General features: G+C 49.9%; 13 protein-coding genes and 3 tRNA genes. 5 read left to right on the top strand and 11 right to left on the bottom strand.

Features of this window, described 5'->3' with window-relative positions; all coding sequences use genetic code 11:
- Positions 1 to 15: 15 nt before the first annotated feature.
- The 10 genes from CRO03_RS02210 to CRO03_RS02165 form a co-directional block, all read right to left on the bottom strand.
- A complete protein-coding gene (locus CRO03_RS02210) occupies positions 16 to 720 on the bottom strand; it encodes an electron transport complex subunit E (RefSeq protein WP_097109925.1) in 705 nt (234 codons plus the stop codon).
- On the bottom strand, positions 717 to 1,349 hold the full coding sequence (gene rsxG, locus CRO03_RS02205; protein WP_097109924.1) for an electron transport complex subunit RsxG: 633 nt from the start codon (positions 1,347 to 1,349) through the stop codon (positions 717 to 719). The genes CRO03_RS02210 and rsxG overlap by 4 nt, the downstream gene beginning before the upstream one ends.
- Positions 1,346 to 2,413 (bottom strand): electron transport complex subunit RsxD, encoded by a 1,068-nt coding sequence (gene rsxD / locus CRO03_RS02200; protein ID WP_097109923.1) that lies wholly within the window; start codon positions 2,411 to 2,413, stop codon positions 1,346 to 1,348. The genes rsxG and rsxD overlap by 4 nt, the downstream gene beginning before the upstream one ends.
- Complete coding sequence (gene rsxC, locus CRO03_RS02195) at positions 2,410 to 4,365, bottom strand: electron transport complex subunit RsxC (RefSeq protein ID WP_097109922.1); 1,956 nt, start codon at positions 4,363 to 4,365, stop codon at positions 2,410 to 2,412. The genes rsxD and rsxC overlap by 4 nt, the downstream gene beginning before the upstream one ends.
- A gap of 3 nt (positions 4,366 to 4,368) precedes the next feature.
- Positions 4,369 to 4,920 (bottom strand): electron transport complex subunit RsxB, encoded by a 552-nt coding sequence (gene rsxB / locus CRO03_RS02190; RefSeq protein ID WP_097109921.1) that lies wholly within the window; start codon positions 4,918 to 4,920, stop codon positions 4,369 to 4,371.
- Positions 4,920 to 5,501, bottom strand: a complete 582-nt coding sequence (gene rsxA / locus CRO03_RS02185) for an electron transport complex subunit RsxA (RefSeq protein ID WP_097109920.1) — start codon at positions 5,499 to 5,501, stop codon at positions 4,920 to 4,922. The genes rsxB and rsxA overlap by 1 nt, the downstream gene beginning before the upstream one ends.
- A gap of 177 nt (positions 5,502 to 5,678) precedes the next feature.
- A complete protein-coding gene (locus CRO03_RS02180; RefSeq protein WP_097109919.1) occupies positions 5,679 to 7,604 on the bottom strand; it encodes an EAL domain-containing protein in 1,926 nt (641 codons plus the stop codon).
- 149 nt (positions 7,605 to 7,753) lie between these two features.
- Positions 7,754 to 7,830, bottom strand: a tRNA-Asn gene (locus tag CRO03_RS02175).
- A 25-nt stretch (positions 7,831 to 7,855) separates the two neighbouring features.
- Positions 7,856 to 7,932, bottom strand: a tRNA-Asn gene (locus CRO03_RS02170).
- Between the two features lie 25 nt (positions 7,933 to 7,957).
- A tRNA-Asn gene (locus CRO03_RS02165) sits at positions 7,958 to 8,034 on the bottom strand.
- A 566-nt stretch (positions 8,035 to 8,600) separates the two neighbouring features.
- Here CRO03_RS02165 and CRO03_RS02160 point away from each other — a divergent pair.
- From CRO03_RS02160 to CRO03_RS02140, 5 genes are all read left to right on the top strand, one after another.
- Positions 8,601 to 9,959 (top strand): MATE family efflux transporter, encoded by a 1,359-nt coding sequence (locus CRO03_RS02160; RefSeq protein ID WP_097109918.1) that lies wholly within the window; start codon positions 8,601 to 8,603, stop codon positions 9,957 to 9,959.
- Positions 9,956 to 11,959, top strand: coding sequence for an excinuclease ABC subunit UvrB (uvrB, locus tag CRO03_RS02155; RefSeq protein WP_097109917.1), 2,004 nt, complete (start codon positions 9,956 to 9,958; stop codon positions 11,957 to 11,959). Before CRO03_RS02160 ends, uvrB begins: the two co-directional genes overlap by 4 nt.
- Before the next feature lie 136 nt (positions 11,960 to 12,095).
- The gene (locus CRO03_RS02150) at positions 12,096 to 13,184 is read left to right on the top strand and encodes an efflux RND transporter periplasmic adaptor subunit (RefSeq protein ID WP_097109916.1); all 1,089 of its coding nucleotides are present in this window, start codon (positions 12,096 to 12,098) and stop codon (positions 13,182 to 13,184) included.
- 2 nt (positions 13,185 to 13,186) lie between these two features.
- Positions 13,187 to 16,240, top strand: coding sequence for an efflux RND transporter permease subunit (locus CRO03_RS02145; RefSeq protein ID WP_097109915.1), 3,054 nt, complete (start codon positions 13,187 to 13,189; stop codon positions 16,238 to 16,240).
- A 194-nt stretch (positions 16,241 to 16,434) separates the two neighbouring features.
- Positions 16,435 to 16,869, top strand: a complete 435-nt coding sequence (locus CRO03_RS02140) for a CopD family protein (RefSeq protein ID WP_097109914.1) — start codon at positions 16,435 to 16,437, stop codon at positions 16,867 to 16,869.
- A 26-nt stretch (positions 16,870 to 16,895) separates the two neighbouring features.
- Here CRO03_RS02140 and CRO03_RS02135 read toward each other — a convergent pair whose 3' ends face one another.
- Entirely contained in the window at positions 16,896 to 17,375 is a 480-nt protein-coding gene (locus tag CRO03_RS02135; protein ID WP_097109913.1) for a DUF2231 domain-containing protein, read from the bottom strand.
- Between the last annotated feature and the right edge of the window lie 4 nt (positions 17,376 to 17,379).

The following is a 17,379-nucleotide window of genomic DNA, read 5'->3' as shown; positions in this document are numbered from 1 at the left end:
TAATCATATATCGCACTACTGAGCAGTTCCGGTGACCCGGGCCCGGGTAATACCGGCTGCCTCGGTTTGGCGTTGTTGCAACCGGGCGTCAATCAGGTTTTTCAGAGCAATAAGCAGCCCCATACCGATAAAAGCGCCAGGTGGTAACATCGCTAATAAAAACTGGGTGTCCAGCGCAAATAACTCAATCCGCAAGACTGCCGCCCAGTCACCCAGCAGCAAGTCGGCGCCATCGAACAGGGTGCCCTGACCGAGGATCTCCCGCATAGCGCCAAGTGCCACCAGTACCAGCATAAACCCCAGGCCCATCATCAGCGCATCAATGGCAGAGGGCAACACGGCATTTTTTGAGGCAAAGGCCTCAGCGCGGCCAATAATGGCACAGTTAGTCACAATTAACGGGATAAAAATGCCGAGAGATTGATACAGACCAAAGGTATAGGCGTTCATCAGCAACTGCACCACGGTAACAAAACTGGCAATAATCAGCACGAACACCGGAATTCGAATTTCTGATGGCACGACGGTTCTGACCAATGACACCACGACGTTAGAGCCAAGTAGCACCAGCAAGGTCGCCATACCCAGGCCCAGCGCATTGGTTATTGTGCCGGTAACAGCCAGCAACGGGCATAAGCCTAGTAACTGCACCAGGCCGGGGTTGTTGCGCCACAAGCCTTGTACTGCAAGCTCACGAATGCTGTTTGCATTATCGCTCATTGGCTGGCTCCACAATTAGCTGGCCGGTTGGCAAGCCCGGGTTGCTGTAAAATAAGTAAGCCGGCATTATAAACAGCTGTGACCACAGCCCGCGGCGTAATAGTGGCGCCGGTGAACTGATCAAACTGACCACCATCTTTTCTTACTGCCCAGGCTGCCTGATTATCCGGGCTGACCTGCTTCGCCTGGAAACTGTCAATCCAGGCTGAGCGCCGGCGCTCAATTTTATCACCCAGGCCAGGCGTTTCCTGATGGTTAAGTACCCGGCTGCCCAGCACAGTGCCAGCTGGTGTGACGGCAACCATTAAATCAATATTGCCGCTGTAGCCATCGGGTGCGGTGGTTTCAACCACGAAGGCACTGATTTTGTCACCGTCGCGTAAGCGGTAAATCGCTTGCGGAGTAGGGCGACCCAGCAATTGCTCACTGGTAACCAGAATGCAGTCGGCCAGCAAGCTCTCAGTTGCGCTATTTTGTGGTAATACATCGTTCAGAATGGCTAATTTATTAGCCAGTTTTTGCTCAGCAATTTTCGGTTGGGTTAGTTGGTTGATAAAGCCAAGAATCGCCACACAGACCAGTGCTACTGCCGCAAGCAACATCGCATTTTTTGATATGGGTAATATCATTTACCTGCTCCTTTGGCTTTATGACCATAAGTGCGCGGGCGGGTGTAATAATCTATTAAAGGTACCGTCATATTAGCCAGTAAGATGGCAAACGCCACGCCATCAGGATAACCGCCGTATTTGCGAATAATAAAAATCATCAGACCAATCAGCGCCCCATAAACTAACCGACCGTAATTGGTGGTTGAAGCCGACACCGGATCAGTCGCAATAAAAAAGGCTGCCAGCATGGTTGCCCCGGAGAACAGCTGAAACATCGGGCTTGGATTGCTGTCCGCTGCCGCCAGCCAGCTTAACAGGCTTATCATAAATAAGCTGCCCAGTACCGCGGCCGGAATTCGCCAGCCAATAACCCGTAATTTAATCAGCATTAAACCACCGGCAAGATAGGCCAGGTTTACCCAGAGCCAGCCGGCACCGGCAATACCATAAAACACCGGTTGCTGCATACTTTCAGTTAACGTTAAACCAGCTGCCAGATCAGTGCGCAAGGTGTCCAGCGGCGTTGCCATCGATACGCCATCAATGCCGCTTTGCAACTGACTGATACTGAAACCGCTGCAACTGTACTGAGTGAAAACCGCACAGACCGCATCCAGTAAACTTAGTGATTCAGGTTGCAGACTTACGCTGGGCAGCCACTGGGTCATTTGCAACGGAAAGGAAATAAGTAACATCACATAGGCTGCCATCGCCGGGTTAAACAGGTTATTACCCAGGCCGCCGTACAGCTGTTTGACCATGACAATGGCAAAAAACGTCCCGACTACAATCAGCCACCAGGGGGCATAGGGGGGAATAGCAATGGCAAGGAGTACTCCAGTCAGCATTGCGCTGTGGTCTTTAAGACGAGGCAATACCGGCTTGGCCCGTAACCGCATGACCAGTGCTTCAGCCAGCCAGGCAGTGCTGATAGCCAGTACTAACTGGATTAGCACACCATAACCAAAAAGCAGCGCCTGGACGATGATCCCCGGGATACAGGCAACGACTACCAGCAGCATTATCTCAGCGGTACTGCGGCTTATTCTGTTGTGTGGCGAGCTGGCAATTCTAAAACTCATGATTTCTCGCTGTCTGCTTGTTTTTTAGCTTTAGCCCGGGCAATAGCGGCGGCAATCGCGGCTTTACGGGGATCGGTGGCAGCCTGCGGCGTCGTCTGCTCTATTGCTTCCGGTTGTTTGGTTTGTTCAGCCTCAACCATTTTTTCCTGCTTATCAGCCTCTGCCTGCGCTGCTTTTTTAGCTTTAGCTCTGGCAATGGCGGCGGCAACTGCCGCACTTTTTGCACTTGCTGGCTCAACAGCTGACGGCTCGTTGCCAGTTGTGGCTTCGCTGCTGGCAGCGGCATCGGCTTGAGGTGGCTCAGGCACGGCGTCTGCTTGCTGCTTGTCTGCCGCCTTAGCTGCCTGATACTCACGAGCCTGTTGCTTTTTAGCTTCACGTTCAGCCAGCAGTTGTTCGCGGTCGGCAGGTGCTACAGTTTGTTCAGCTTGTTTAGCTTTAATCCGGGCTAATGCGGCGGCGACAGCGTTACTGCTACTGCCACTTTGCTGCGCCTGTTCGCGCGCCTGAGCAAGTTGCTTGTTCCGAGCCATACGCTCCTGCTTTTCCCGTTCCAGCCGGGCGTTGCGCGCTTCAAAGCGGGCTTTGGCTTGTTCTGCTTTGACTGCTTCGCGTTGTTGCTCCCTGATTTCAGCTTTAGCTACCCGGTAATATTGCACCAACGGAATTTCGCTAGGGCAAACATAGGCACAGGCGCCGCATTCAATACAATCAAATAAGTTATATTCATCCAGTTTAGCCGGGTCTTTGGCTTTGCTGTACCACAGCAATTGCTGTGGTAACAAGCTGGCCGGACAGGCATCAGCACAGGCGCTGCAACGAATACAGTCAGTTTCTTTACCCGATTGCGGTAATTCATGCAGACTGGGGGCCAGAATGCAGTTGGTCGTTTTTGTAATGGGTACTGACAGGTCGGGTAGGGTAAAGCCCATCATCGGTCCGCCCATAATAATTTTATTGTCAGTTTGTTGCTGGTAACCGCAGAACGTCAGCAGATCGCTGACCGGCGTACCAATTAACGCCGACACGTTCTGCGGCTGACTTAGTGTCTCACCCGTTACTGTAACAATCCGTGACAGCAGCGGATGATCGTCCAGCACGGCCTGAGCAATGGCAAAGGCCGTGCCGACGTTCAGCATAACAATACCAATATCTATTGGCCGGCGTCCGGCGGGCACTTCTTTATTAGTCAGCAGCTGGATAAGTTGCTTTTCACCACCAGACGGATACTTCGTTGGTAAATCGCGTACGTAGTAATGTTCGCGCTGACTGCAGGCCGCTTTTAAGGCCGCACTTGCGATCGGTTTGTCATCTTCAATACCGATTAACACAGCTTTGGGGTTCAGTAATTTGCACAGAATATCAATACCTTTGACAATGGTAATGGCGCCTTCCTGGATTAACGCGTCATCTGCACTGATATAAGGTTCGCACTCCACTGCATTGATAATAAGATAATCAACGGGTTGGGTTAAGCCTGCTTTTAAATGGGCGGGAAAGCCGGCGCCACCCATACCGGCAATGCCGCTTTCCTGGATCCGCTCCAGTAAACTCAGCTTATCGCTGGTGGCAAGGTTAAGTGGATAGCGGGTGCGCCATTCATCAAGACCATCCGGCACCAGGGTTATGGTGGCTTCTGGCAGTGCTGACGGGTGAGCACTGGTATGCTCACCAATGGCCAGAATAGTGCCCGAGGTTGGGGCATGCACCGGTACGGCCATGGAATTATCAGCACTGGTTAATGGCTGGCCTTTTAATACGTGCTGACCGCTACTGACCAGAATATGGCCGGCCACACCGATATGTTGGCGCAAAGGAATATATAAGCGATCAGGTAGTGGCAGCATACCTATCGGCTTTTGCGCGGTCTGAGCTTTACGGGTTGGCGGGTGCACCCCGCCGTGAAAGTCCCATAATTTTCCGGCCTGAATTTGCTGAAATAAACTCGGCACCTGTTACTCCACCTGGGTTATCGGAATAGCCTTAAGATCCCACTTCCAACGCTCCGGAGTTGGGCTGACCGGCAACATGTCAATACAGTCAACCGGGCAGGGTTCAACACATAAATCACAACCGGTACATTCATCCACTATCACGGTATGCATCAATTTTGAGGCGCCGACTATCGCATCTACCGGACAGGCCTGAATACATTTAGTGCAGCCAATGCACTCGTCTTCCCGAATGTAAGCTACCCGCTTTATTGCCACAGTCTGCGCTGCATTTAATGGTTTGGCTTCCACCCCCATTAGATCAGCCAGTTTACGGATAGTACTATCACCACCCGGTGGGCATTTATTTATATCATCACCGTTGGCAATGGCCTCGGCGTAAGGCCGGCATCCCGGGTAGCCGCACTGACCACACTGGGTTTGCGGCAAAATATCATCTATTTGTTCCACCAACGGGTCGCTCTGCACTTTAAACCGAACGGCAGCAAAACCGAGTAAGCCACCAAAGACCAGTGCCAGCCCTCCCAGGATTAGCAGTGCTGTCAGTAAACTCATCAGACTTTCACCAAACCGGTAAATCCCATAAATGCCAGCGACATCAGGCCGGCGGTGATCATAGCAATAGCCGCCCCCCGGAAGGGTACCGGCACATCAGCTGCTGCTAACCGCTCACGTATGGCAGCAAACAATATTAACACCAGCGAAAAACCAACCGCGGCACCAAAACCATAAACCACAGAATTTATAAAGTTGTGTCGCTCGTTAACGTTTAACAAGGCTACGCCCAGTACGGCACAGTTGGTTGTGATCAGGGGTAAAAAAATACCCAATAGCCGGTATAGGGTAGGGCTGGTCTTATGGACCACCATTTCAGTAAACTGTACCACCACGGCAATAACCAGAATAAAGCTCAGGGTTCGCAGATATAGCAGTTCAAAGGGAGCCAGCAAAAATGTATCGACCAGATAGCTGCAAATAGAGGCAAGCGTCAGCACAAAGGTGGTAGCCAGCGCCATACCGATAGCCGTTTCCAGTTTTGACGATACGCCCATAAATGGACACAGACCCAGAAACTTAACCAACACAAAGTTGTTAACTAACACTGTACTGATTAGTAAAAGCAGGAATTCGGTCATAGTTGGGCTTAGGTAGTTGCGCTCAGACAATTAACAGGCGGGTATTATGCAATGATGTCGGGGTGGTTACAACCAAACAAACTGTAGGGTTATTACGCCAGGCCCTTGCATTGTCAGGTTTTCATGGCAGTTAACCAGCGGGTGGCTACCTGATTAACTGCCAGCTATCCATCATGCTTAAATTGGTGTGGGTTTGCCTACGTAATAACCCTGGTTACCATCAATAAACAACGACTCCAGCATATGCTTCTCTTCCTGAGTTTCAACACTTTCTGCAAATACCCCTACACCTATCCGGTGCGCCAGGTCGATCATCAAACGCATAAAGTATTGGTTGTTCTTATCTTCGTCTATCCGGCGGGTGTAGCTGCCATCCATTTTGACAAAGTCAGGCTTTAAGTCGCGGAAAAATTTGAACGATGTGATGCCCACGCCGAACTTTTCAACGGTAATCCGGGCACCTGCGCGATGGATCATATCAATAAAACGTTTACTGGTTTTAAGATTTTGCTGTAAACCAAACTCTGATACTTCGAAAATCAGTTTTGCAGCAATATGGGCATCTTTTAACAGGCGGCGTTCCAGCCAGATCACAAACTGATCGTCATGTACGCAGCGTGGAGACAGGTTAAGACCAAAATACTGATCCTGTAAATTACGGTTTTTAATGGTAGTAAGGGCCGTTTCTATAATCAGCCGGTCAACGTCGATAATTTTATCCAGCTTTTCTGCCATAGCCAAAAATGATGCGGTCGGCAGCACCTGATTTTCCTGGGTCTTAAAGCGAACCAGTATTTCTGAATAGGCTTTAGCTGAGCGGTTTGACGGTTGAATTAACTGGGTTAGCAAGGTAATCCGGTTGTTATTCAGCACGTCTTCAATGACATTACGCCAGTTTTGGTTGCCATAACCGCTGCTTGCCATTTCAAGGCCGGCAGAGTCTTTTTGCAGGTGCCAGGCGTTAGTTTGCTTGGTTTGGGCCAGACTTATTGACGTATCGGCTACCGCCAGTAACTCACCCAGCGCCTTGCCACTTTCGTATGTTACCAGGCCGGTATAAGCAATGGAGTCGAGTTCAGCATTTTTCTGGTATTCGTTAAAGCGGCTTTGCAATTGCAGCGCAAAATTCTCTGCTTCTTTTGGGGTTATTCTGGGTAGTAAAATGCCAAAATCAGAACTATTTAAGCGGAATATTCTGGCATCTTTATAAGCGTCAGCAACTTTGCGTACAATGTTGGAAACATCTTTTATATATTGATCGCCTTCCTGATAACCGCGAGTCTGGTTCAGGCTCTGCAGCTCGGTACAGCGGGTAATTGCAAACACCCCAAAATCGGTGTCTTTCGATACTTTACAATGATCTTCATAGTACTGCACAAAACGATTGCGATTAGGTAACTCGGTTACCGGATCTTTATACGCTTCTTCTGCTATCTGATAAGCAGCTGTAGTCATTTCGCTATACTGCTTTTTGCTGTAGTTAGCCAGCTTCTGCAAGGCGACATTGATGTCTGAAAATTCAGGCGGTATGTTATTCCAGTTTGGTTCCGCTTTTTGCGGGTCCTGAATAAAACCATCAATCAGTTGGTTAACGGCACGCGACGTTTTACGGTAACTGCGATTAATGCTGCTTTTGGCAATAATTACAGTAAGCCAGCCAATGATAAAAGGCGCTAATAATAATATGAAACCCAGTTGCTGTAACGGTGCCAGCATAGGCTGATGGTTCAGCTGATAGCTCAGCTGGATCCCATGCTCTTCACTTCGCAGTAACACGGGTCTGAACTGGCTGCCTGCAGTTTGTAATGCCCACATTGCTGCTGTGGTAGAGGTGCGGGCACTATTCTGCTCGTGCAAAACCGTGCCATCAAGCTGGCTTATCCGCAGGCTTTGCAACTCAAAACTGCGGTCTAACTGCCTGCTAAGTACTTTGGCATCACCTGACAGATGATGAGATAAAATTTGTTCTATGGTATTACGCGCATTCCGTTCGCGATTTTCTACCAGTTGTTGGCTATATATTACCAGCGCTGACACGGTAAGCGCTGCCAGTATTATCGCAGTAAGCAACTGCGCCATTAATAAGGTTTTAAATATCTTCATAAGCCCTGACCACCAAACATAAGTTGCTTCCTTGTCTAACGCTTAATATAGTTTAGCTAAAAAGAATAGAAAGCTAATTAAATCAAAAAAATACCTAGAAAGGAATAAATAACGACAGATAGCAGGAAAAACAGCTGAGAAGCTATAAATGGCTCCCCAAGTTGGACTCGAACCAACGACCTACGGATTAACAGTCCGCCGCTCTAACCAGCTGAGCTATTGGGGAAATCTGGAACACTATTTGATGCGGTTGGCTCCCCAAGTTGGACTCGAACCAACGACCTACGGATTAACAGTCCGCCGCTCTAACCAGCTGAGCTATTGGGGAAATCTGGAACAATTGTTGCTGCTGTTGGCTCCCCAAGTTGGACTCGAACCAACGACCTACGGATTAACAGTCCGCCGCTCTAACCAGCTGAGCTATTGGGGAACAGCATTCAACGGGGCGCAATACTAATGCCAGCTATGGACACTGTCAACACTTTGCTGCTGAGATTTGTCTCTGCCCGGTTTACTTGCATATTGTTTAAGCAAATAATGGATTTTTGGGGCAGAGCAGTGTCCTGACAACACATTTATTTACCCGGATATTTAACAGAAAAAAATAAAACTCCCGTTCCGCAATTGCCGTCAGAGCAGGTGGTTGCAGGCTTCGTAAAAGTTACCCACAGAAGTTGTGGATAAGTCTGTGTGTTACTCTGTATTTTGGGTGGCTAAGCCTTGTGTTCTCTGCCTTTCAAGGTGGTCAAGCAGCAAAGTGAAAAAAATATTATCCAATAAAAACAATCGCTTAATAAAATCGTGGCAAGAATTCATTTCCCTTAAAGTAATCCAAAGTGGCATAAAATAAGCAGGGGCCGAATTGTGAACTATTTGTCGTACTAGCCCGTTTATCCGCAGAGGTTTTTACTAATGCTACGCTTTTTAAGGCTTTACCATGGTATGGATCAGCGCTTTTCACTACAATAGCGGCTTATTCTTCAGCAGGCCGGATGTATGAGTAACCAGGCGCCGCCAGCCAACCAAATTTTACAGGGCAATATTGGTCTTACCTTGCGCAGTATGACAGTACCGGTTCTGGCCGGTATGCTTACCTTAATGACCTTCAATCTGGTCGACACCTTTTTTATCAGTATGCTGGGCACCACACCCCTTGCTGCTATCAGCTTTACTTTTCCGGTTTCCTTTACGGTAATAAGTCTGGCAATTGGTCTTAGTATCGGCACTTCAGCTGTTATTGCTAAGGCGCTCGGCGCCGGACACAATAAAGAAGCGCAGGCAGATTCGCTTGCTGCTTTATGGCTGGCAACCTATTTGGTGCTTGCACTGAGCCTGCTCGGCATGGCGCTGATCAACCCGATGTTCCGGTTGCTGGGGGCCGGTGGGGCGACACTTGGCTATATTCATGACTATATGCTGATCTGGTTTGCCGGCGCCGTGCTGCTGGTAATGCCGATGGTGGGGAATGCTGTGCTCAGGGCATCCGGTGATACCAAAACCCCCAGTTTGATTATGGCCTCTGGCGGGGTCGTTAACGCTATTTTAGACCCGGTATTCATTTTTGGCATCGGTCCGATACCGGCAATGGGCATGCAAGGGGCTGCTCTGGCGTCGGTGCTGTCATGGGCGCTTGGCTGTGGCCTGATAATCTGGTTGTTGTTTAAACGTGGCTTGCTTATTGCGGTTTGGCAACCCTTTACCATTGCGCTACCCATTTATCGTAAAATTCTGCGAATTGGTATGCCTGCTGCCGGTGCTAATATGTTAACGCCGTTGGCGATGGCGATTTTAACCGCCATTATGGCAAGTTACGGCGCTGCTGCTGTCGCAGCTTTTGGCGTTGGCGCCAGGCTGGAGAGTCTGGCGTCATTAGTGGTACTGGCATTATCAATGACGTTGCCGCCCTTCGTCAGTCAGAACTTCGGCGCCGATAAATTACAGCGGGTACAACAGGCGTATCGGCTGAGCACATTTTTTATTATTCGCTGGCAATTTGCTGTGTATCTGCTGTTGGCCGCTCTGGCCTGGCCAATCGCTGCGATGTTTACTGAAGATCCGGATGTCGCCCGATATATCCGTTGGTTTTTGTGGATAGTACCTTTAGCCTATGGTTTGCAAGGCATTACAATACTGACCAATTCTTCTTTTAATGCCCTGCATATGCCGGCTAACGCCCTGTGGCTTAGTTTAATTCGTTTGTTTGTTTTTTATGTACCACTGGCCTGGGCGGGCGGTAAGTTTTTTGGTGTGCTGGGAGTCTTTGCCGGCTGTGTTGTTGCCAACGTTTTTACTGCAGCCATTGCTTATAGCTGGTTTAACCGGGTCAGCTTATTTAAATTAAAGGAGTCAGCATGACCCGTCCGTTTGAACTGGTATCCGATTATCAGCCTGCAGGAGATCAACCTGAAGCGATTACTAAGCTGGTTGATGGCCTTGAGGCCGGTCTGGCTCACCAGACATTACTTGGGGTAACCGGGTCGGGTAAAACCTTCACCATGGCCAATGTCATTGCCCGGGTAAACCGGCCAACCCTGATTATGGCACACAATAAAACCCTGGCAGCGCAGCTGTACGGTGAGATGAAAGAGTTTTTTCCGCACAATTCAGTCGAGTATTTCGTGTCTTACTACGATTATTATCAGCCTGAAGCTTATGTGCCCTCTACCGATACTTTTATTGAGAAAGATGCCTCAATTAATGAACATATTGAGCAAATGCGTTTATCCGCCACCAAAGCGCTGATGGAGCGACGCGATGTGGTTATCATTGCCTCAGTGTCGGCGATTTATGGTTTGGGCGACCCTGAATCCTATATGAAAATGTTGCTGCATTTAAAAGTGGGTGACATTGTTGACCAGCGTTTTATTCTGCGCCGGCTGGCCGAACTGCAATACAGCCGCAATGATATTGAGTTTCAGCGTGCGACGTATCGGGTCAGGGGCGATGTGATTGATATTTTTCCGGCAGAATCGGACGAGCTGGCGGTAAGAGTAGAGCTGTTTGACGAAGAAATTGAACGGATCAGTATTTTTGACCCGTTAACCGGCGCGGTCGAGCAGACCGTAACCCGTTATACGATTTATCCGAAAACCCACTATGTTACGCCGCGGGAGAAAATTCTGGCTGCGGTTGAAAATATCAAAACCGAACTGGCGTCCCGCCGCGCCGATTTACTCAGTGATAATAAGTTGCTGGAAGAGCAGCGCATCGCCCAGCGCACCCAGTTCGATATCGAGATGATGGTGGAACTGGGTTACTGCTCGGGCATTGAGAACTATTCCCGCTATCTGTCGGGTCGGGCGAATGGCGAGCCGCCGCCGACCTTACTGGATTATTTTCCGGCCGATGGCCTGATGTTTATTGATGAGTCACATGTCACCGTTTCGCAAATTGGTGCTATGTATAAAGGCGATCGCTCTCGCAAAGAGAATCTGGTGAATTATGGCTTCAGGTTGCCATCGGCGCTGGATAACCGGCCGTTAAAATTTGATGAGTTTGAAGCAATTGCGCCGCAGCGGGTTTATGTCTCGGCCACCCCGGCCAAATATGAGCTGGAAAAATCGGGCGGCGAAGTTATTGAGCAGGTGGTGCGACCGACTGGTTTAGTGGATCCGGTCATTGAAATAAGGCCGGTCGCCACTCAGGTTGATGACTTAATGTCTGAGGCATTGGCCCGGGCGGAATTAGGTGAGCGGGTACTGGTTACTACCCTGACCAAAAAAATGGCGGAAGATTTAACCGAATATCTGAACGATCATCAGATCCGGGTGCGTTATCTGCACTCAGACATCGATACCGTGGAACGAATGGAGATTATCCGGGATTTACGTCTTGGCGTATTTGATGTGTTAGTCGGCATTAATTTACTGCGGGAAGGTCTGGATATTCCGGAGGTGTCGCTGGTTGCCATTCTTGACGCGGATAAAGAAGGGTTTCTGCGCTCTGACCGCTCGCTTATTCAGACTATGGGTCGCGCTGCCCGTAACCTGAAAGGTAAAGCGATTCTGTATGCTGACCGGATCACCGGTTCAATGCAACGGGCCATTGATGAGACTGAGCGGCGGCGCGCCAAACAAATTGCCCACAATTTAAAACAGGGAATCGAGCCCACTGCAATTCGTAAAAAGATATCGGATGTAATGGATTTAGGCCAGGCTCCTACGGCGCCAACTGCACTGCGTAAAGTGGCCGAGCAGGTTAAGCTGATTAAAGGCAAAACGCCTTACCAGCTGCAGGCGCAAATGAAGCAACTGGAACAAAAAATGCTGCAGCATGCTAAAGATCTGGAGTTTGAGCAGGCCGCAGCCTTGCGGGATGAATTGCATCAGTTAAAGCAGGCATTACTGGAAATTTAATCTGAGACAAAAAAACTTGCTGTTAAGCACTGGCTTTTGATGTTTAATACGCTTTACTGGTCAGATGTGATTAGCTGTGATTAGTGGCTGATCGGTCATTTCTACCTTGGTTTTGTCAGCTTTCAGGAAGATTACTATGCGCCGTTTTTCAAGCTTATTACTATTACTGTGCTGTGGATTGTTGGTGTCGGGCTGCAGCGAACCTGCAGCTGGTAACCCTGAGCCGTTAATTCGTCCGGTAAAATTGCATCAGGTTGGCAGTGATGGTGGCGGCGCAGTGCGCCAGTTTCCAGCCGTGGTTGAGCCGACAGTGCGGGCCAACTTAACTTTCAGGGTTAGTGGCAAGTTAGTACAGTTAATGGCCCGGCCCGGGCAGCAGGTTCAGAAAGGGGAGTTACTGGCCAGGCTGGACGATACAGACTTTAAGCTGAAACTGGATCAGGCGCGGGCACGCTACGACCTGGCGCAGACCCAATTTGTCCGGGCAGAACAACTCATTGCCCAAAAGTTAGTGTCGCAAGCAGTGTTTGATGAGGCAAAAGCTCAACTACAGGTTGCTCAGGCAGATTTATCTACTGCTGAAACCGCACTTAGTTACACCCGCTTGCAAGCACCTTTTGCCGGTATTATTTCCCGGCTGTTGGTAGATAATCATGAAAACATCGCCGCCCAGCAACCGATAATGGAGTTGCAGGTACGGGACCAGGTAGATGTAGTGATTCAGGTGCCGGAAGACGTGATTTCAAATGTCCGTAAAGATTTTGATTACCAGCCGGAAGTCGTGTTCGACTCACACCCGATGTATCGTTACCGGGCCCGCATTCGTGAATGGGATACCCGCGCCGATCCGGCTACCAACAGTTTTAAAGTAGTGTTCAGTATGGCGACACCAACCGAGTTTAACGTGCTCTCTGGTATGACAGCCAATGTTATCGCCGAAGTCAGTAAAATTAATGCCGCCTATGTCGATGCGTTATTTATTCCGGCCAGCGCTATTTTTCTGCCTGACGATGCCACATTAGACAGCCAGCAAAGCTATGTCTGGGTTTATAACCCCGACACCGGGCAGGTTCAGCGGCGCGAAATTACTGTCAGCAGCTTGACCAGTGCCGGCGCTGCCATAACCTCAGGTCTGGCGCTGGATGAGCAAATTGTCATTGCCGGTGTGCATCATCTTAGTGAAGGCCAGCAGGTGCGGCCATGGGTGCGTGAGCGGGGGCTGTAATAATGGATCTGGCCCGCTATTTTATTCGTTATCGCACTTCATCCTGGTTGTTTGCGGCAATTTTATTGTTCGGTGGTGTCGTCTCTTATCTTGGCCTTGGCCGGTTAGAAGATCCGCAATTTACCTTAAAGCAAGCGCTGATCATTACCCAGTATCCTGGCGCATCGCCTGTGCAGGTGGAAGAAGAAGTAAGCTACCCACTGGAAAACGCTATCCAGCAATTACCCTATGTAAATCATGTCAGTTCGGTCTCGTCGGCAGGGCTATCGCAACTAATGATAGAAATGAAAGATACCTATCGGGCGAAAGAGCTGAAACAAATCTGGGATGAACTACGTCACAAAGTTAATGACTTACAACCGCAGTTACCACCCGGCGTAAAAAGCCCCCAGGTTAAGGATGATTTCGGCGACGTTTACGGCATTTTGTATGCAATAACCGGTGATGGCTACAGTGAGGATGAGCTGCGCGACTATGTCGACTTCCTGCGCCGGGAGCTGGTGCTAGTGCCCAGTGTCGGTAAAGTTGCTGTGGGCGGCGTGCAGCAGGAACAGGTTATTGTCGAAATTTCACGGCCGCGGTTAACGGCGCTGGGCATTGCGCCGCAAACCTTATCTGCTTTACTGCAAAGCCAGAATATGGTCGCTAACGCCGGCTCTATCAAAGTGGGACCGGATCGGTTACGAATATATCCTACCGGAGAATTTGAATCGGTGGCGGAGCTGGAGAACCTGATTATTTCCAGTCCTGATTCAACAGAATTAATCTATCTGGGCGATGTGGCGCGGGTTTATCGTGAAAATGCCGAGGTACCCAATCAGCTTATTCGTTTTAATGGCCAGACGGCTCTGACGCTAGGGGTATCTTTCTCCGGTGGTGTTAATGTGGTGGAAGCGGGGGACCAGGTGCGGCAACGTCTGGCGGAGCTGGAATATAACAAACCGGTGGGAATAACCCTTAACACTATTTACAACCAGCCGGACGAAGTCGCCCATTCAGTCAGCGGTTTTATTATCAACCTGGCCGCAGCCGTGGCTATTGTTATTGTGGTGTTGCTGCTGTTTATGGGGCTTCGCAGCGGCATTTTAATCGGGGTTATCTTGCTGTTGACGGTACTGGGTACCTTTATTTTTATGCAGCAAATGAATATTGAGCTACAACGGGTATCGCTTGGCGCGCTGATTATTGCCCTTGGTATGCTGGTCGATAACGCCATAGTGATTACCGAAGGTATTCTGATAGGGATGCAGCGCCGGTTGAAACTGGCAGATGCCGCCAGTTTAATCGTTAAGCAAACGCAGTGGCCGCTATTAGGGGCGACCGTTATTGCTATAGCGGCGTTTGCACCCATTGGTTTGTCCAGCGATGCTACCGGTGAGTTTGCCGGCAGCCTGTTCTGGGTATTGCTTGTCTCATTGCTGCTGAGCTGGGTAACGGCTATTACCCTGACGCCTTTTTTCGCCAGCATCCTGTTTAAAGACAAAATGCAGGCAGCCGCCAATGAACCGGAACAGTTATATCAGGGGGCTATTTTTAACCTGTACCGCAAAACGCTGCGACTGGCCCTGCGCCACCGGCTGAGCACCTATCTGCTGACTGCAGTGCTGCTGGTGGCGGCTGTAATTGGTTTTGGTAACGTAAAACAGGTGTTTTTCCCACCATCGAACACCCCGATATTTCTGGTTGACCTGTGGCAACCAGAGGGCACAGATATTCGCCACGCCAGTGAAGATGCAGTACAGCTGATGAATTACCTGACCACGCTGGATGGGGTGAGCCATGTCACAAGCACCAGTGGTCGCGGTGCCGAGCGCTTTATGCTGACCTATCAGCCGGAGAAAAATTTTGCCGCGTACAGTCAGCTTATTGTCCGGGCAGAGCAGCGTGAACAGTTGCCACAACTTATGCAACAAAGCCGCGATTACATCACTGAGCAGTTGCCCAGAGTGCAGCATAAATTATTGCGACTGGAAGTAGGGCCTTCTACTCCGGCAAAAATTGAAGCCCGGTTCAGTGGTGGTGATCCGGATGTGCTGCGAAAATTAGCAGAGCAGGCTAAAACAATATTGCTCTCTGATGGCCAGGCGGTCAGTGTCAGGGATAACTGGCGCGAGCGGGCGAAAGTGATCCGGCCCCGCTTTAACGAGGCAATGGCTCGCCGGGCGGGGATCAGCAAACAGGATATCGACGAGGTCCTGCTAACCAGTATGGCTGGCCGTACTGTCGGCATTTATCGCGACGGTACTCATTTACTGCCTATTGTAGCCCGTTCGCCGCTGGCTGAACGTGACAACCTGGATGCCCTGTATGATTTGCAGGTATACAGCAATAAACTGCAGCGCTATGTACCAATAACCCAGGTGGTTACCGGTTTTGACCTGGTGTGGGAAGATGCGCAAATACAGCGACGTGATCGCAAGCGAACCATTACCGTTATGGCTGATCACAACAACCTGACTGATGACACTGCCTCAGCCTTACAGGCCAGAGTGCAGGCACAGATTGAAGCTATTGTGTTACCTACCGGATATTTCCTCAGTTGGGGTGGCGAGTTTGAAGCACAGCAAAAAGCCCAGCAGGCATTGTTCAGCTCGTTGCCGCTTGGTTATCTGATGATGTTTGTGGTAACTGTGCTGCTGTTTAATTCGCTGCGCAGCGCGTTGGTGATCTGGGCCTGTGTGCCACTGGCTATTATTGGCGTCAGTTTTGGTTTATTGCTGTTAGATGCGCCCTTCGGTTTTATTGCTCTGCTGGGTTTTTTAAGTTTGTCCGGCATGCTGATTAAAAACTGTATTGTGCTGGTCGAACAAATCAAGCTGGAGCTAAGCGAAGGCAAGGCGGCGTTTGATGCCGTATTTGACAGCGCGGTCAGCCGGGTAAGGCCGGTCGCGATGGCGGCCATTACCACCATTCTGGGGATGATACCGTTACTGGGTGACGTATTTTTCGCCAGTCTGGCGGTAGTTATCATGTTTGGGCTGGGCTTTGCCACATTACTGACACTGCTGTTTTTGCCGGTCCTGTATTGCAGCGTTTTTAAAATTCAAAACAGCTAATCGGGTTGTTTATCCGGCGTTGCCGTTTCGGCAATTATTGCCAGGGTCTTAAACCGGCGGCTAAAGTTTTTTGGCCGTCGGGCTGCGCTTGTTATTTTGTCTGCTACAGTTAACTGCATAAACTAAAATATTCATCTGATTAACATTTTATCTGCGGTTCTGCTTATTTTGCCTGCAGCTAATGGAATAGGTTGATGGTCTGGTTGTTGTTTTTGCATATTGCGAGCCTGGTAACCTGGGCAGCGGCGCTGTGTATTTTATTAGTACTGATGTCCCGTACTGGCGCGGGCCTGCAAACCGGCAGTAAAGTAGATACGCTGGAGCGGGTATGGTTTACCCGGCTTGCCAGTCCTGCAGGGCTGGTCGCTATTATATCCGGTACTGCTATTTTTGCTTTTAGCAGTAATTTCAGTAGCTGGCTGTTATTAAAACTTACCCTGGTAACCGCTCTGGTTATCTGCCATGTCCTCGCCGGCTTACTGATTTTATATAGTCAGCGACCAGAGGCCAGCGGCATAGCTGGCAAATGTCAGGCTGTATTAAGTATCGTACTCGTGCTGCTGTTAAGTATTATTGTGCTGGTGTTACTGAAGCCACAGCTGGACGCGTTACGGTGGTTTGCATCATGATTCGCCTAAATCTGCATGCGGTCAGCTCAAGGTTTCGCATCCTGTTGCAGCATATCGTCAATATTAACCCCAACCGCATATTCATAAACCAACCGGCCACCAAGGTAGCCGGTAGCGACGATCAGCAGGCCGCTAAGCAGCGACAAATACAGGCCCTTTGGCATGATTTGCGCGGCAGCATCGGGCAATCGCAGCAGCCAGTTAAAGGTGGCCAGCGACAGCAGCATTACCGCCAGAATAGCGTGGCACCAACCGCTGACAAGTCGTCTTATCTGGCTTACCAGCAACAAATCCATCAGGCCCGCTATACTGGCCAGCCAGCCACCTACTGCACCCACCCCTGCCAGCCACAAACTGGCGCGGGCCCAGAACGGGTCGGTACTGTACATAAAGGCCAAATCGGTCGCAATCAATCCCAGCAAGGCGGCCACCGGGAAATGAATAAGCCCGGGGTGAATAGGGTGGCCAAATACTTTAATCTGGCTGGTGATGGGTTCCATCGACATCTGC

This window comes from Arsukibacterium tuosuense (genome assembly GCF_900215315.1).
Lineage (GTDB): Bacteria > Pseudomonadota > Gammaproteobacteria > Enterobacterales > Alteromonadaceae > Alishewanella > Alishewanella tuosuense.
Note: the sequence above shows the minus strand (reverse complement) of the source record. Positions and strands in the feature narration are given on the sequence as shown.

Coding starts and splice junctions, on each gene's coding strand:
- CRO03_RS02210 (WP_097109925.1), bottom strand. CDS start 720: ATGAGCGATAATGCAAACAGCATTCGTGAGCTTGCAGTACAAGGCTTG.
- rsxG (WP_097109924.1), bottom strand. CDS start 1,349: ATGATATTACCCATATCAAAAAATGCGATGTTGCTTGCGGCAGTAGCA.
- rsxD (WP_097109923.1), bottom strand. CDS start 2,413: ATGAGTTTTAGAATTGCCAGCTCGCCACACAACAGAATAAGCCGCAGT.
- rsxB (WP_097109921.1), bottom strand. CDS start 4,920: ATGAGTTTACTGACAGCACTGCTAATCCTGGGAGGGCTGGCACTGGTC.
- rsxA (WP_097109920.1), bottom strand. CDS start 5,501: ATGACCGAATTCCTGCTTTTACTAATCAGTACAGTGTTAGTTAACAAC.
- CRO03_RS02180 (WP_097109919.1), bottom strand. CDS start 7,604: ATGAAGATATTTAAAACCTTATTAATGGCGCAGTTGCTTACTGCGATA.
- CRO03_RS02160 (WP_097109918.1), top strand. CDS start 8,601: ATGAGTAACCAGGCGCCGCCAGCCAACCAAATTTTACAGGGCAATATT.
- uvrB (WP_097109917.1), top strand. CDS start 9,956: ATGACCCGTCCGTTTGAACTGGTATCCGATTATCAGCCTGCAGGAGAT.
- CRO03_RS02150 (WP_097109916.1), top strand. CDS start 12,096: ATGCGCCGTTTTTCAAGCTTATTACTATTACTGTGCTGTGGATTGTTG.
- CRO03_RS02145 (WP_097109915.1), top strand. CDS start 13,187: ATGGATCTGGCCCGCTATTTTATTCGTTATCGCACTTCATCCTGGTTG.
- CRO03_RS02140 (WP_097109914.1), top strand. CDS start 16,435: ATGGTCTGGTTGTTGTTTTTGCATATTGCGAGCCTGGTAACCTGGGCA.
- CRO03_RS02135 (WP_097109913.1), bottom strand. CDS start 17,375: ATGTCGATGGAACCCATCACCAGCCAGATTAAAGTATTTGGCCACCCT.